The organism is Streptomyces sp. AM25, from assembly GCF_058146165.1.
Window position 1 is genome coordinate 77,009 of sequence record NZ_JBKIWN010000011.1, and the last position, 13,588, is coordinate 90,596.

Sequence of the window (13,588 nt, forward strand, 5' to 3'; positions counted from 1 at the left end):
CGCGACCAGCCACGACGAGCCCGCAGTCGACGCACAGCACTTCGTGGAGCCCCCTCAGTACTCGTACCCCAGCAGGTCACGGTCCCGGCCGTGCCCCTCCCTGCCCTCGTTCGGGCCGCCGAAGGGCGGGAAGTTCGGCGGGGTCGGCGGGCCCGGCGGCGTGAACGGCGGCGGGCCCGTGGGCGGCCCCGTCGGGGGACCGGGGACCGACGGGCGGCCCGTCGGCGGGCCGGGCGGCGTGGAGGGGGAGGGCGGTGCACTGGACGTCGACGGCGATGCCGACGACGGACTCGGCTCCAGCGTCGGCTTCCCCGCCCCGCTCTCCAGCGACAGGTTGAAGTCCGTCGCCGGCGTCCCCTCCAGCGCGGTGCCGGTGTACGACGCCCAGATCTGCGCGGGGTAGCCCCCGCCGTTGATGCGGGCCAGCCCGGTCGCCCCGTACAGCGGCTTCTGGTCGGCGGTGTCGGGGTCCTGGCCCATGACGGCGACCACGGTCGCCAGATCCGGCGTGTAGCCCGCGAACCAGGCCGCCTTGTCGTCCTCCGCCGTACCCGTCTTGCCGGCCGCGGGCCGCCCCGCGGCCTGGGCGGCCTTGCCGGTGCCGGTCGGGCTCTCGACGACGCTCTGCAGGATGGCCGTCGTGGTGTCGGCTGCCTCGCGCGAGACGGCCCGCCGGGTGTCGCTGCGGTCCGGCAGCGTGACGTCCTCGGCGGACTTGGAGACCTTGTCGACGAGCGTGTAGGGGCCGTGCTTGCCGTGGTTGGCGAGGGTCGCGTACGCCTGGGTCATGTCCAGGACGCTGGCGGTGGCGGGGCCGAGGGCGATGGAGGGGTTCGCGTTCAGGTCGGGGGTCTTGGCCGGGAGACCGAGCGCGATGGCCGTGTCCCGCACCTTGCCCGGCCCGACGTCCTCCGCCATCTGCGCGTACACCGCGTTGACCGACCAGTCGGTGGCCTGGGTGACGGTGATCGGCCCGTAGGACTTGTCGTCCTCGTTGGAAGGCGCATAGCCGACGGGCCCGTTGGGGCCCTGCACCGGGCGCTTGTTGGTGCCGTCGTAGACCGTGTTCGGGGTGATCGTGCGGCCCTGCTGCGTGCCGGCGCCGTTGTCGACGGCGGAGGTGAAGACGAACGGCTTGAAGGTGGAGCCCACCTGGTAGTCGCGGCGCGTGGCGTTGTTGACGTACTGCTTGGTGTAGTCGATGCCGCCGTAAAGGGCCACGACGCGGCCGGTCTTGGGGTCGATGGAGGCGCCCCCGGCGCGCACGTACGTGTCGACCTTGCGGTTCTCGTCGAGCTGGTTCATCAGCTCCTCGCGCACGGCCGTGACGAACGCGTCCTGCTTCTTGCGGTCGATGGTGGTGGTGATGCGGTAGCCCCCGGCGGCCAGCGTCTGCTCGTCGACGATCTTGTTGGTGGTGAGGTAGTCCTTGACCGCCTCCACCAGATAGCCGCGCTGGCCCGACATCCCCAGCCGCGGGCGGGACTTGCCGGGCACCGGGAACTTCATCCCGGCCCGCTCGGCCGGCGTGATCCACCCCTTCTTCACCATGCCGTCGAGGACGTAGTTCCAGCGGGCCGTGGCACGCGGCTTGTTCTCGGGGTGGGCGCCCACGTCGTAGGCGCTGGGCGCATTGAGGAGGGTGGCCAGATAGGCGCCCTCCGCCGTGTTCAGCTTGTCCGAATCCTTGTTGTAGTAGGCCTGCGAAGCGGCCTGGATGCCATAGGCGTTGCGGCCGAAATAGCTGGTGTTGAGGTAGCCCTCCAGGATGTCGTTCTTCGACTCCTCACGGTCCAGCTTGATGGCGATGAAGAATTCCTTCACCTTGCGGCTGATGGTCTGTTCCTGGCCCAGGTAATAGTTCTTGACGTATTGCTGGGTGATCGTGGAACCGGACTGCTTGCCCTTGCCGGTGACGGTGTTCCAGGCGGCGCGCACCATGGCCTCGGGATTGACGGCCGACTCGGAGTAGAAGTCCCGGTCCTCGGCGGCCAGTACGGCGTGCTGCACGTTCTTGGGGACCTTGCTCAGCGGCACGCTCTCGCGGTTCACCTCGCCGTCGCGGGCGAGCTGGCTGCCGTCGGAGTAGAGGAAGACGTTGCTCTCGGCGACCGCGGCCTTGTTGGCCGGCGGGATGTCGACGAGCATGTAACCCGCGATCAGGGCGCCCGCGATGAGCAGGACGACCAGCAGGAAGCCGCCGAGGATCAGGCGCCAGGTGGGCAGCAGTCGCCGCCATCCGGTGCGCCGGGGGCGGCCGGTCGGTGTGCCGGGCGAGGCGCTGCGGGGCGCCCAGCCCTTCGGCGGCGCGCCGTTCCCACCGCCGGGACGTCGGTGTGCGTGCTCGTCGCTCATGTCTCCTGGGACTCCTCGGCCGCCGCCGGGGTTGTGCGGCCACGGCGAACACTGTCGCATCCTGCGTTCCGGCGCAGCGGCATAGCGCACCGATGGCGGCGCGGTAAGGGCCGTTCAGTTCAGGCCGACCACTCCCAGGGGTGAAAATGCGTGGCCCCGGGGCCGGGCGTGCGACTAGGCTCCTGCGTTTCGTCCGGTATGAGTTCAACGACGCAGGGGGTCCGGGGATGCGGCTTTATGCGGTGGTCGCGTTCAGCGGGTTCCGCCGCTACGCGACCTACCGGGTCGCCACCGCCGCCGGGGTCTTCACCAACACGGTCTTCGGTTTCATCGTCGCGTACACCTACATCGCCCTGTGGAACGCCCGTCCCCACCTGGGAGGTTACGACCGTGGGCAGGCGCTGGTGTTCGTATGGATCAGCCAGGGCCTGCTGGCTGCAACGGCGTTGATGGGCGGGGGCTTCGAGGACGAGCTGCAGGAGCGGATCCGCTCCGGCGACGTGGCCGTCGACCTGTACCGCCCGGCCGACCTGCAGCTGTGGTGGCTGGCCAACGACCTGGGCCGGGCGGGCTTCCAGCTGCTGGGGCGCGGCGTGGTGCCGCCGGCGGTGGGGGCGCTGGCGTTCGAACTCGCCCTGCCCGCCGACCCGCTGACGTGGCTGGCCTTCCTGCTGTCGGTGGTGCTCGGCCTGGTGGTGGGCTTCGCGATCCGTTACATCATGGGGCTGGCGGCCTTCTGGCTGCTGGACGGGACCGGGCTGACGCTGCTGAGCTCCCTGCTGGGCGTCTTCTTCTCCGGGATGCTGCTGCCGCTGAACGTCTTTCCGGGCGCGCTCGGCGAGGCGGCGCGGATGCTGCCGTGGTCGGCGCTGCTCCAGGTGCCGGCCGACGTGCTGCTCGGCAGGCGCCACGGGGCCGGGCTGGCCGGGGCGTTGGCGTTCCAGGCGGGGTGGGCGGTGGCGCTGATTGCGCTGGGGCGGGTGGTACAGGCGGTGGCCACACGGAAGGTCGTGGTGCAGGGTGGCTGAGGGGATCGAGGGGATAAGGGCCTATGGCCTGATCGTCGGCATGTGGGTGCGTTCGACGATGACGTACCGCGCGTCGTTCCTGATGATGACGGCCGGCAACTTCGTGCTCACTGCACTGGACTTCGCCACGATTCTCATCATGTTCTCCCACATCCACGTGCTGGGCGGCTTCACCCTGCCCGAAGTGGCCTTCCTCTACGGCACGACGAGCACCTCGTTCGGGCTGGCGGACCTGCTGCTCGGCAACATGGACAAGGTGGGCCGCCGGGTGCGCGACGGCACGCTCGACACCCTGCTCGTCCGGCCCGTCCCGGTCCTCGCGCAGGTCGCCGCGGACCGCTTCGCCCTGCGCAGGCTGGGGCGGGTCACCCAGGGGGTGCTGCTGCTCGGCTGGTCGCTGGTGCGGCTGGACATCGACTGGACGCCCGTGCGGCTGCTGCTCGTTCCGCTGATGCTGGTGAGCGGGGCGGTGATCTTCGGGTCGGTGTTCGTGGCCGGTGCGGCCTTCCAGTTCAAGGCCAATGACGCCGCCGAGGTGCAGAACGCCTTCACCTACGGCGGTACGACGCTGCTGCAGTACCCGCCCACGCTGTTCGGTACGGACCTGGTGCGGGGCGTCACGTTCGTCGTACCGATCGCCTTCGTCAACTGGGTGCCCGCGCTGCGGGTGCTGGGCCGGGAGAACCCGCTGGGCCTGCCGCACTGGGTGGACTTCGCGTCGCCCCTGGTGGCGGCGGTGTGCGCGGCACTGGCGGGGCTGGCATGGCGGGCGGGGCTGCGGAGCTATCGGAGCACGGGGAGCTGACGGGGAGTTGAGCGTGGACGGATTCATCGAACTCGACAACGTCGAGAAGGTCTTCGACGTCCGGAGACGCACGGGACTGCTGCGCCGCGAGCGCCGCCAGGTGCGTGCGGTGGACGGCATCAGCTTCTCCGTGCCGCGCGGCGAAATGGTCGGCTACATCGGCCCGAACGGGGCGGGCAAGTCCACCACCATCAAGATGCTGACCGGCATCCTCACCCCGAGCGGCGGTCGGCTGCGCGTCGCGGGCGTCGATCCCTCCCGCGACCGGACGCGGCTGGCGCGCCGCATCGGCGTGGTCTTCGGGCAGCGCACCACGCTGTGGTGGGACCTGCCGCTGCGCGACTCGTACGGGCTCGTGCGCCGCATGTACCGCATCCCCGACGCCCGTTACCGCGCCAACCTCGAACGCTGTGTCGAGCTGCTCGACCTCGGGAAGCTGCTGGAGGTGCCCGTCCGGCAGCTCTCCCTCGGCCAGCGGATGCGCGGCGACATCGCCGCGGCCCTGCTGCACGACCCCGACGTGCTCTACCTCGACGAGCCCACCATCGGCCTGGACGTGATCAGCAAGGCCAAGGTGCGCGAGTTCCTGCGCGAGGTGAATGCCGCGCAGGGAACGACCGTTCTGCTCACGACACATGACCTGACCGACATCGAGCAGCTGTGCCGCCGGGTGATGGTCATCGACCACGGCCGGCTGGTCCACGACGGCGACCTGGACGGGCTGCACGCGGTGGGGGAGAGCGAGCGGACGCTGGTGATCGACCTGGAGCGGGAGCTTCCGCCCGTCACCGGCATCCCCGGGGTACGGGTCGTGAGGACCGAAGGCCCGCGCCAGTGGCTGGCGTTCGCGGCCACCCGGAGCGCGGCGCCGCTGGTGGCCGCGGTGGCGGAGCGGTATCCGCTGGTGGACCTGTCGGTCCGGGAGCCGGACATCGAGGACGTCATTGCGCGGATGTACGCGCGGCAGCCGCTGGGGTAGGGCCTGCCGTGCCCCGAAGGGGCGCGGGGCTGTTACATGATGCGGCTCCGCCGCGTGGGCGCGACCAGCCACGACGAGCCCGCAGCCGACGCACTGCACTTCCAGCGGTCCGCTCAGGGCCGCGTCAGCGGCGACAGCCACCCCGTCAGCGCCCCCGTGTCCACGGCCTGCGCCATGGCGCGGTAGCCCGCGTCGTTCGGGTGCAGGCGGTCCCCGCAGTCGTACGCCGCCAGCAGCCGTTGCGGGTTCGCCGGATCCCGCAGGGCGACGTCGAAGTCCACGACGCCGTCGAACACCCCGCCCGCCCGCACCGCCGCGTTGACCCCCTGCCGCACCCGCTCCTGCTCGGACCCGGCGCTCCCGTGCCCGCCGAAGGGGCTCAGCGTCGAGCCGATCACCCGCAGTCCGCGCACGTGCGCCCGCCGCACCAGCTCCCGCAGCCCGGCGACGATCCGCCCCGGATCGAGCTGCTGCGGCGACCGCAGGATGTCGTTGATGCCGAGCTCGACGACGACCGCGCGCACGCCCGTCCGCGCGAGGACATCGCGGTCGAACCGGTCGAGCGCACTGGGGTTGTCCACGGCCGAGCCGCCCATGCCGCCGAGCAGGACGCGGTTGCCGCTGATCCCCTCGTTGAGTACGCCGTAGTCGGACAGCTGCCCGGCGAGGACGTCCGGCCAGCGGTGGTCGGCGCCGAACGTGGCGGTGACGCCGTCGGTGATGGAGTCGCCGAGGGCGACCACCGCGCCGCGCGCGCCGGTGCTCCACACGTCCAGGGCGGTCAGGTAACGCCAGGACGGCGTCCTCTCGGCGTACGCCGCCCCGCCCGAGTCCTGCGTGTGGTCGCCGGGCGCGAGGTAGGAGGTCTGCCGGGCGTACGGATGGAACGTCACGGGCCCGGACGGCGTGGGGGAGTACGTGCTGACCAGCACGTCGGCCGCGCGCGGCACGTCCAGGCGCACCGGGTCGCTGACGACTGCCCGGCCGGCCGGGATCGTCACCTGCTCCCGCCCGCCGAAGGCCAGCCGCCGCAGCGTGCCGGGCGCCGCGGCGGGGGAGCCGGGGGAGGCGGCCAGGGCGAGCGAGGCGTGGCCGATCGTGAGGGGCCGGTTGCCGAAGAGGTTGGAGAGCTGGATGCGGGCGCTGGTGCCGCCGATGCTGGTGTGCACCACGTTGCGGACGGACCGGCCCGCGACGCCGTGCACGTCCGTCCCCGGCTCCGCGCCCGCGGGCGAGGCCGCCCAGCTGCCGACCCAGTGCCCGGCGAGGGCCGGCACGGCGGAGTGGGAGCGGGCGGCGTGCGGGCCCGCCTGCGCGCGGGGGCTGCCGGTGTCGGTGAAGAGGACCGCCGCGACGACGGTCGCCGCGGCCGTCAGTGCGGCGAGGACGGCGGGGACGGCGCCGCGGGAGAGCGGCTGCCGGGCGGCCAGGGGCGGTCTGTTCATGAGCGGTGGTTCATGGACGGTGTCTCCTGGGGAGGGTCGCCGCTCCATGATCCCACGGCACCGGGGAACTCCTCGTCCGCTCCCGGAGTCCCCCGGGGTAGGGACAATGCACGTGAGGACAGCCGGAACGGGTGGTGCGGATGATTCGGACGCAGGGTGAGGAGTCGGATGCCGCCGAAAGGGTGATGCCCGCCCGGCCCGGCGGTTTCACCCCCAGCGCGGCGGACGAGGAGAAGAGGCGCGGTGTGCGCCGGATGAAGGCCATCGCGACCGGGCTGCTGCTGGCCGTCGCCCTGGTCTACGCCCTCGCGAAGTGGGCCCAGGCGGCGGGCTGGACCGGCTGGCCGGCCTTCGTCGCGGCCGCCGCCGAGGCGGGCATGGTCGGCGCCCTCGCCGACTGGTTCGCCGTCACCGCCCTGTTCCGCCGCCCGATGGGCCTGCCCATCCCGCACACGGCGATCATCCCGACCAAGAAGGACCAGCTCGGCCAGAGCCTGGGCGAATTCGTCGGGGAGAACTTCCTCTCCGGCGACGTCGTCCGCCTCCGGCTGCGCGCCGTCGGCATCGGCTCCCGCCTCGGTGCCTGGCTCGCCGAACCCGCCCACGCGGACCGGGTGACCGCCGAGCTGGCCACGGCGCTGCGCGGCGCCCTGACCGTCCTGCGCGACTCCGACGTACAGGCCGTCGTCGGCGAGGCCATCACCCGGCGCGCCGACGCGGCCGAGATCGCGCCGGGCATCGGCACCATGCTGCAGAAGGTCGTCGCGGACGGCGGCCACCGCAGGGTCGTGGACCTGGTGTGCGTACGCGCCCACGACTGGCTCGTCGCGCACGGCGACTCCGTGATGGAGGCGGTCACCGGCGGCGCCCCCGGCTGGACGCCGCGCTTCGTCGACCGCAGGGTGGGCGAGCGCGTCTACAAGGAACTGCTGCGCTTCGTCACGGAGATGCGCGACATGCCGGACCACCCGGCGCGGGGTGCCGTGGACCGCTTCCTCTCGGACTTCGCCGAGGACCTCCGGTCGGACCCGGACACCAGGGCCCGCGTCGAACGCCTCAAGTCCGAGGTGCTGGGCCGGGGCGAGGTCCAGGACATCATCGCCTCCGCGTGGTCGTCGGTGCGCGGCATGATCGTCGCCGCGGCCGAGGACGAACGCAGCGAGCTGCGCCTGCGTGCGCGGGCCGCGATCCTCTCGCTGGGCGCCCGGATGTCGGAGGACGCACGGCTGCGCGCGAAGGTGGACGGCTGGCTGGAGGACGCGGCGGTGTACGTCGTGACGACGTACCGGGACGAGATCACGCTGCTGATCACGGACACGATCGCGGGCTGGGACGCGGAGCACACGTCCCGCAAGATCGAGGCCCACATCGGGCGGGACCTGCAGTTCATCAGGATCAACGGCACGGTGGTGGGCGCGCTGGCGGGGCTGCTGATCTACACGGCGTCGCGGCTGGTGGGGGCGTAGCGCCCCGAAGGGGCGCGGGGAACTGCGCGATCAGCCACGACGCACCCGCGGATGAAGCACTGCCCCGGGGTCGTGCGTCGGCTGCACGCTGTCGGTGGCCGATCGCACAGTCCCTGCGCCCCTTCGGGGCGCATCGGCTTAGGGTCGACCCGTGCTGAAACGTCCCGCTCTGCTGTGGCTGCTGGCCCCGTACGTCCTCTTCCTGGGCGTGCTGCCTCTGGTGGACCAGGTCCACCCCACCGTCCTCGGCCTCCCTTTCCTCTTCTTCTGGATGCTCCTGTCAACGCTGTTGACACCGGTAGCCGTTCTCCTCGCCCGGCGAGGCGACCGCAAGCGAGGCCGCGCATGAGCGCGAACGCGGCCACGGCCACGACGATCTTCGGTGTCTTCATGGCCGGCACCGTCGCCCTCGGCCTTCTCGCCGTGCGCGGGCGCGGCGGTGCCGGCGGGATCGCCGAGTGGTCCGTCGGCGGCCGCAGTCTCGGCACCGTCTTCATCTGGGTGCTGATGGCGGGCGAGAGCTACACCAGCTTCAGCTACCTCGGCGCCGCGGGCTGGGGCTACAACTACGGCGCCCCCGTCCTCTACGTCATCGCGTACATGTCCTGCGGCTACGCGATCGGTTACCTCGTCGGCCCGACCCTCTGGTCGTACGCCCGCCGCCACGGCCTCGTCGGCATCACCGACATGGTCGCCCACCGCTACGGCCGCCCCTGGCTCGGCACCCTCGTGGCGATCCTGGCGACGGTCTGCCTGCTGCCCTACATCCAGCTGCAGATCACCGGCATGGGCGTCGTCGTCTCGACGATCTCCTACGGCGCCATCAGCCTCGACTGGGCCTATTTCCTCGCCTTCGCGGTCACCACCGCCTTCGTCGTGGTCAGCGGACTGCGCGGCAGCGCCTGGGTGTCGGTGCTCAAGGACGTCCTCGTCATCGGCACCCTCGGCTTCCTGGCGATCTACATCCCCCTGCACTACTTCGACGGCTACGGCCCCTTCCTGCACCGCCTGGTGGCGGAGAAGCCGCAGTGGCTGACCTTCACCGGGCACGGCGGCAGCGGTCTGAACGGCACCTGGTTCGTGACGACCAGCTTCCTCAACTCCCTCACCGTCGTCATCTTCCCGACCACCGTGGCGGGTTACCTGGGCGCCCGCAGCGCGGACGCCCTGCGCCGCAACGCGATCCTGCTGCCCTGCTACAACGTGCTGCTGTTCGTCCCGATGCTGCTCGGCATGGCCGCGGTCTTCGTCATCCCGGGCCTCACGGGCGCGGGGTCGAACCTGGCGCTCTTCAAGCTCGTCGTGGACTCGCTGCCCGCGTGGGCGGTCGGGCTGACCGGGGTCGCGGCGGCGCTGTCGTCGATCGTGCCGATGGCGGTGTTCATGCTCGTGATCGGCACGATGTGGGGCAGGAGCGTCCTGGGCGCCGTCCCGGCACTGGCGGAACGCCCGCAACGGCAGCGCCTCGCGGGGCAGGTGGTGGTCGTCGTGTCGGGCGCGCTGGCGCTGCTGCTGACGTACACCGCGCCGAACACGCTCGTCCGGCTGTCGCTCATCTCGTACGAGGGCATGGCCCAGCTCGTCCCCATGGTCCTGCTGGGCCTGGTGTGGCGGAAGCTGACGCTGTGGGGAGCGCTGAGCGGTCTGCTCGTGGGCGGTGCGCTGGTGTGCGCGCTCGTGTTCACGGAGAACGATCCCGTGCACGGCGTGAATGCGGGGGCGCTCGCGCTGGGCGTGAACGTCGTGGTGGCGCTGGCGGTTTCGTGGCTCGGCCCGAAGCCGGCGGACGGCCGACCCGATGAAGAGGTCCTGGCCAGGGACCCACTACCATCGCAGTGAGCACAAGAGCCCAGGGAAGGAGGAGCCCCGCATGCTGAACAGCGCCCTGCGCACGCACGTGAGCCTGCTCCTCCTCCTGTTCGGCGAGCTCCTGCTCGCCCACAGCGGCGGCCTCATGAGCGCCGTCGCCATGGCGGCGACGGCCACGGTCGCCGCCGCCCTCACCCTGTGCGCCATGGTCGTGCACAGCACGGGCCCGCTCACCCCGACGCGCATCCGCACCGCCATGCGCGATCGCGAACTCCGCACCGCCTTCCTGGCCCAGCGCGATCCCGACGCCCGGGGCCGCCGACGGCCCCGGGCGCCCGGCCGTCCCCTTCCGACGGCCGCCTAGGCGCCTGCAACTGCGGGGGCCCGAGCGGCTCGTCACGCCGATTTCTCCGAAATCCCGGCACGACGAGACCCGTTGGAGGGCTCTCCCATGCATGTCTTCACCACCCTCGGCTCCTTCCTCTCACACTTTTCGGACGCCCTCGTTCCGCTCTTCGGCGCCTCCGCGACGGCCGCCGCGATCGTCCTGCTGACCCTCGGCGTCCGGCTCGCCCTGCACCCGCTGGCCCGCTCCGCGGCACGCGGCGAGCGAGCCCGGGCCGCGCTCGCGCCGGAGGTGCAGAAGCTGCGGAAGCGGCACAAGAACGACCCCGAGCGGCTGATGCGCGCGACGAACGAGCTCTACGCCAAGGAGGGCGTCTCCCCGTGGGGCGGCATCCTGCCCCTCCTCGCCCAGCTGCCCGTCTTCTTCGTGATGTACCACCTCTTCTCCAAGGGTTCGAACGGCGAGGGGCACGCCCTGCTCGGCGCACCGCTCACCGGCCGCTGGCCCGACGCCCTCGGGCACGGCGGGGCCGTCGGCCCCCACGGCCTCGTCTACCTCGGCCTGTTCGCCCTCGTCGCCGCCGTCGCCACCTGGACGTACACCCGCGCCCGCAAGGCGATGGCCGCGGCGCCGCTGCCCACGGGGGACGATGCGGAGAACCCGGCGGCGGCCGTGCTGGCCAAGGCGACCAAGGTGGCCCCGCTGCTCTCCTTCGCCACGCTCGTCACCGTCGCCGTGGTGCCGCTCGCCGCCGCGCTCTACGTGGTGACCAGCACGGCGTGGACGGCCGTGGAGCGCGCGTACCTCCAGCGCCTGCGCACCCCGGAGGGCGCGGACGGGGCGATACCCGCCAAATGAGGCCGACCGAGACCGAAACGGGGCTTGCGGAGACAACCTCCGCTCCTGGACGATCAGGCGGTCGACCTGCCAGGGAGTGAGAACACCGGATGAAGCTGCTGCGCGTCGGACCGGCAGGAGCGGAGCGCCCGGCGCTGCTGGAGGAGGACGGGACGCTGCGCGACCTGTCGGCGCTCGTCCCGGACATCGACGGCCGGCTCCTCGCCGACGAGGCGTTGCAGCTGCACATCCGGGCCGCCATAGGGGCCCGGATCCTCCCCGCCCTCGACCCGCGCGGCCTGCGGACGGGACCGCCCCTCGGCCGGATCGGCAAGATCGTCTGCGTGGGCATCAACTACCGCGGCCACACGGACCACCGGGGCAACCGCGTCCCCATCCCCACCGAGCCCGTGCTCTTCCTCAAGGCCCCGGACACCGTCGTCGGCCCCGACGACACCGTCCTCGTGCCGCGCGGCGCGGAGAAGACCGACTGGGAGGCCGAGCTGGCCGTCGTCATCGGACACACGGCCCGCTACCTGCGCACCGACGAGGAGGCCCTGGCCGCCGTCGCCGGGTACACCGTCTCCCACGACGTCTCCGAGCGCGCGTTCCAGTACGAGCGCGGCGGACAGTGGGACAAGGGCAAGAGCTGCGAGACCTTCAACCCGCTCGGCCCGTGGCTCGTCACCGCCGACGAGATCCCCGACCCGCAGACGCTCCGCCTGCGTCTGTGGGTCAACGGCACGCCGATGCAGGACGGCAGCACCGCGGACCAGATCTTCCCCGTGGCCCAGCTGGTGCGCTACATCAGCCAGTTCATGACCCTCCACCCCGGCGACGTGATCAACACCGGCACCCCGCCCGGCGTGGCGATGGGCCGTCCGGCACCGCAGCCGTACCTGCGGGCGGGGGATGTGGTGGAACTGGAGATCGAGGGCCTGGGGCGGCAGCGGCAGGAGCTCAAGGACGCGTAGGCGCTCCGCCGGGTCCGGCTGTTCTGCGGCTGCGGGTCGGCTGTGGCTGGTCGCGCAGTTCCCCGCGCCCCTTACGGGGCGCAGTCGACGTACCGCCGCCGCCGCGCAGAAACCGCCCGACCGGTTGAGCGCGGGCCGCAGGCCCGCTGGCGTTCGGGGGACCGGGGCGTGTGTCCCGGGGCACCTCCCACCCTTATGCGCATATTTTCGGAATATGCGCGAGAGGCGGCACAGACGGCACCAGCACCCGCATCCCCACCGCAAGAGGCCGCGGCACCCCGCCGCCACCCTCCTGGCGGCCGGCCTCGTGACCGGCGGCACCTTGCTGCTCAGCGCGATCGGCGTCCCCGGCGTCGCCGAACCGCTGCCCGCCGGCCTGGGCCCCTGCATGTCCGGCTCCTGCCCCGGCGTGTTCCCCGAGCCCGCCGCGGGCCCCGCACGCGGCCGGGACAACGCGGTCAACGTCTTCGTCGGCGGCGACTTCCACGTGCGCCGCGCCGCGGCCGAGGCCGAGGGCCGCGTCGTCGTCCTCGGCTCCTTCGACGTCGCCGAGCGCGAGGGCGCCTCCCAGGCCTACCAGGTCGGCGCCGCCTCCCTCGGCTCCCACGTCCCCCCGGACGACGGCTCCGCCTTCCTCCGCGTGGGCGGCGACGTCCGCGTGGCCTGGGGCCGCAAGCTGCTCGCCGAGGACGGGCCGGTCAACGGGACGGTCGCGTACGCCGGCACCCAGACGGGCACGGTCAGCCCGCGCGCCGTGCACGACGCCTCCGCCGTCGACCGCTACCGGCACCTGCGCGACGTCCTCACCTCGGCCAGCTCCTGCTACGCCTACGACAAGGGCGTGCCGCGCAAGCCCACGGGCACGGCCGTCAACTACGGCCAGGCCACGGTCTTCACGGGCGACGGCGCCTCCCCGCTCCAGGTCTTCAACGTCGACTTCGACCTCGTCGCCCCCGACGGCGGCGCCCAGGCGGTGGAGTTCCGCAACGTCCCGCAGGACGCGACCGTCCTGGTCAACTTCACCGGCGACTCGCGCATGGTGAGCCCCGCTGAAATGGGCGCCACGGGCGCCCGCCGGGAACGGCTCCTGTGGAACTTCCCGGACGCGAGCGAGGTCCGCCTCACGGGCAGCGGCAACCTCCACGGCTCGGTCCTCGTCGGCCGCCCGGCCAGCACCACGGTGGTGACCCTGAACGCCCTCAACGGGCGCCTGTTCACGGCGGGTTCGCTGAGCCACGAGTCCGGCGTCAGCGGCGGCCAGGGCATCCACGCATACCCCTTCGAAGGCGAACTCCCGAGCTGCGAGGCCGCCGGCGCGCTGGCAGGCGGGGCCCCGCGAGGGGATTCCTCGATCCGCCCGACCGCCTCGCCGACCCCGGCGACGGCCGAACTGGCCCACGGCGGCCCGCCGATGGGGATCAGCATGGCGATCGGCGGTACGTGTGTGGTGGCAGGGGCGGGGCTGGCGCTGTACGTGCTGTACCGGACGAGGTTCGCGGTGAGGAGGGGGCGTTGATGCGGTTCCGGGAGCAGAAACCCCGGAC

General features: G+C 72.3%; 12 protein-coding genes. 10 read left to right on the forward strand and 2 right to left on the reverse strand.

Translation table 11 applies throughout. The annotated features are described in order from the left end of the window. Nucleotides 1-54 precede the first annotated feature (54 nt). The gene (locus ACLHRZ_RS16810) at nt 55-2,355 is read right to left on the reverse strand and encodes a transglycosylase domain-containing protein (protein ID WP_490419237.1); all 2,301 of its coding nucleotides are present in this window, start codon (nt 2,353-2,355) and stop codon (nt 55-57) included. Nucleotides 2,356-2,582: 227 nt separating this feature from the next. Here ACLHRZ_RS16810 and ACLHRZ_RS16815 point away from each other — a divergent pair, with 227 nt between their 5' ends. Genes ACLHRZ_RS16815 through ACLHRZ_RS16825 form a run of 3 tightly spaced genes read left to right on the forward strand, consistent with a single transcriptional unit; the run spans nt 2,583 to nt 5,167 of the window. Further along, a complete protein-coding gene (locus ACLHRZ_RS16815; protein WP_490419238.1) occupies nt 2,583-3,383 on the forward strand; it encodes an ABC transporter permease in 801 nt (266 codons plus the stop codon). Between the two features lie 40 nt (nt 3,384-3,423). After that, nucleotides 3,424-4,188, forward strand: a complete 765-nt coding sequence (locus ACLHRZ_RS16820) for an ABC transporter permease (RefSeq protein WP_490419351.1) — start codon at nt 3,424-3,426, stop codon at nt 4,186-4,188. A 7-nt stretch (nt 4,189-4,195) separates the two neighbouring features. Next, nucleotides 4,196-5,167 (forward strand): ABC transporter ATP-binding protein, encoded by a 972-nt coding sequence (locus ACLHRZ_RS16825; protein WP_490419239.1) that lies wholly within the window; start codon nt 4,196-4,198, stop codon nt 5,165-5,167. 113 nt (nt 5,168-5,280) lie between these two features. Here the strand turns inward: ACLHRZ_RS16825 and ACLHRZ_RS16830 are convergent, their stop codons facing one another. Beyond that, the gene (locus ACLHRZ_RS16830) at nt 5,281-6,612 is read right to left on the reverse strand and encodes an SGNH/GDSL hydrolase family protein (RefSeq protein ID WP_490419240.1); all 1,332 of its coding nucleotides are present in this window, start codon (nt 6,610-6,612) and stop codon (nt 5,281-5,283) included. A gap of 185 nt (nt 6,613-6,797) precedes the next feature. Between ACLHRZ_RS16830 and ACLHRZ_RS16835 the strand changes: the two genes are divergently transcribed. The 7 genes from ACLHRZ_RS16835 (at nt 6,798) to ACLHRZ_RS16865 (ending at nt 13,560) form a co-directional block, all read left to right on the forward strand. Beyond that, entirely contained in the window at nt 6,798-8,078 is a 1,281-nt protein-coding gene (locus tag ACLHRZ_RS16835; protein WP_490419352.1) for a DUF445 domain-containing protein, read from the forward strand. A gap of 151 nt (nt 8,079-8,229) precedes the next feature. After that, a complete protein-coding gene (locus ACLHRZ_RS16840; RefSeq protein WP_490419241.1) occupies nt 8,230-8,427 on the forward strand; it encodes a DUF3311 domain-containing protein in 198 nt (65 codons plus the stop codon). After that, nucleotides 8,424-9,917, forward strand: a complete 1,494-nt coding sequence (locus ACLHRZ_RS16845) for a sodium:solute symporter family protein (RefSeq protein ID WP_490419242.1) — start codon at nt 8,424-8,426, stop codon at nt 9,915-9,917. Before ACLHRZ_RS16840 ends, ACLHRZ_RS16845 begins: the two co-directional genes overlap by 4 nt. A 31-nt stretch (nt 9,918-9,948) precedes the next feature. Then, the gene (locus ACLHRZ_RS16850) at nt 9,949-10,251 is read left to right on the forward strand and encodes a DUF6412 domain-containing protein (protein WP_490419243.1); all 303 of its coding nucleotides are present in this window, start codon (nt 9,949-9,951) and stop codon (nt 10,249-10,251) included. 87 nt (nt 10,252-10,338) lie between these two features. Next, nucleotides 10,339-11,091, forward strand: coding sequence for a YidC/Oxa1 family membrane protein insertase (locus ACLHRZ_RS16855; protein ID WP_490419244.1), 753 nt, complete (start codon nt 10,339-10,341; stop codon nt 11,089-11,091). An 89-nt stretch (nt 11,092-11,180) separates the two neighbouring features. Further along, nucleotides 11,181-12,044: a fumarylacetoacetate hydrolase family protein gene (locus ACLHRZ_RS16860; RefSeq protein ID WP_490419245.1), complete on the forward strand. Its 864-nt coding sequence runs from the start codon at nt 11,181-11,183 to the stop codon at nt 12,042-12,044. Nucleotides 12,045-12,258: 214 nt separating this feature from the next. Next, a complete protein-coding gene (locus ACLHRZ_RS16865; protein ID WP_490419246.1) occupies nt 12,259-13,560 on the forward strand; it encodes a choice-of-anchor A family protein in 1,302 nt (433 codons plus the stop codon). The last annotated feature ends 28 nt before the right edge of the window (nt 13,561-13,588 follow it).

Coding starts and splice junctions, on each gene's coding strand:
- ACLHRZ_RS16860 (WP_490419245.1), top strand. CDS start 11,181: ATGAAGCTGCTGCGCGTCGGACCGGCAGGAGCGGAGCGCCCGGCGCTG.
- ACLHRZ_RS16865 (WP_490419246.1), top strand. CDS start 12,259: ATGCGCGAGAGGCGGCACAGACGGCACCAGCACCCGCATCCCCACCGC.
- ACLHRZ_RS16810 (WP_490419237.1), bottom strand. CDS start 2,355: ATGAGCGACGAGCACGCACACCGACGTCCCGGCGGTGGGAACGGCGCG.
- ACLHRZ_RS16845 (WP_490419242.1), top strand. CDS start 8,424: ATGAGCGCGAACGCGGCCACGGCCACGACGATCTTCGGTGTCTTCATG.
- ACLHRZ_RS16850 (WP_490419243.1), top strand. CDS start 9,949: ATGCTGAACAGCGCCCTGCGCACGCACGTGAGCCTGCTCCTCCTCCTG.
- ACLHRZ_RS16855 (WP_490419244.1), top strand. CDS start 10,339: ATGCATGTCTTCACCACCCTCGGCTCCTTCCTCTCACACTTTTCGGAC.
- ACLHRZ_RS16830 (WP_490419240.1), bottom strand. CDS start 6,612: ATGAACAGACCGCCCCTGGCCGCCCGGCAGCCGCTCTCCCGCGGCGCC.
- ACLHRZ_RS16815 (WP_490419238.1), top strand. CDS start 2,583: ATGCGGCTTTATGCGGTGGTCGCGTTCAGCGGGTTCCGCCGCTACGCG.
- ACLHRZ_RS16835 (WP_490419352.1), top strand. CDS start 6,798: ATGCCCGCCCGGCCCGGCGGTTTCACCCCCAGCGCGGCGGACGAGGAG.
- ACLHRZ_RS16820 (WP_490419351.1), top strand. CDS start 3,424: ATGTGGGTGCGTTCGACGATGACGTACCGCGCGTCGTTCCTGATGATG.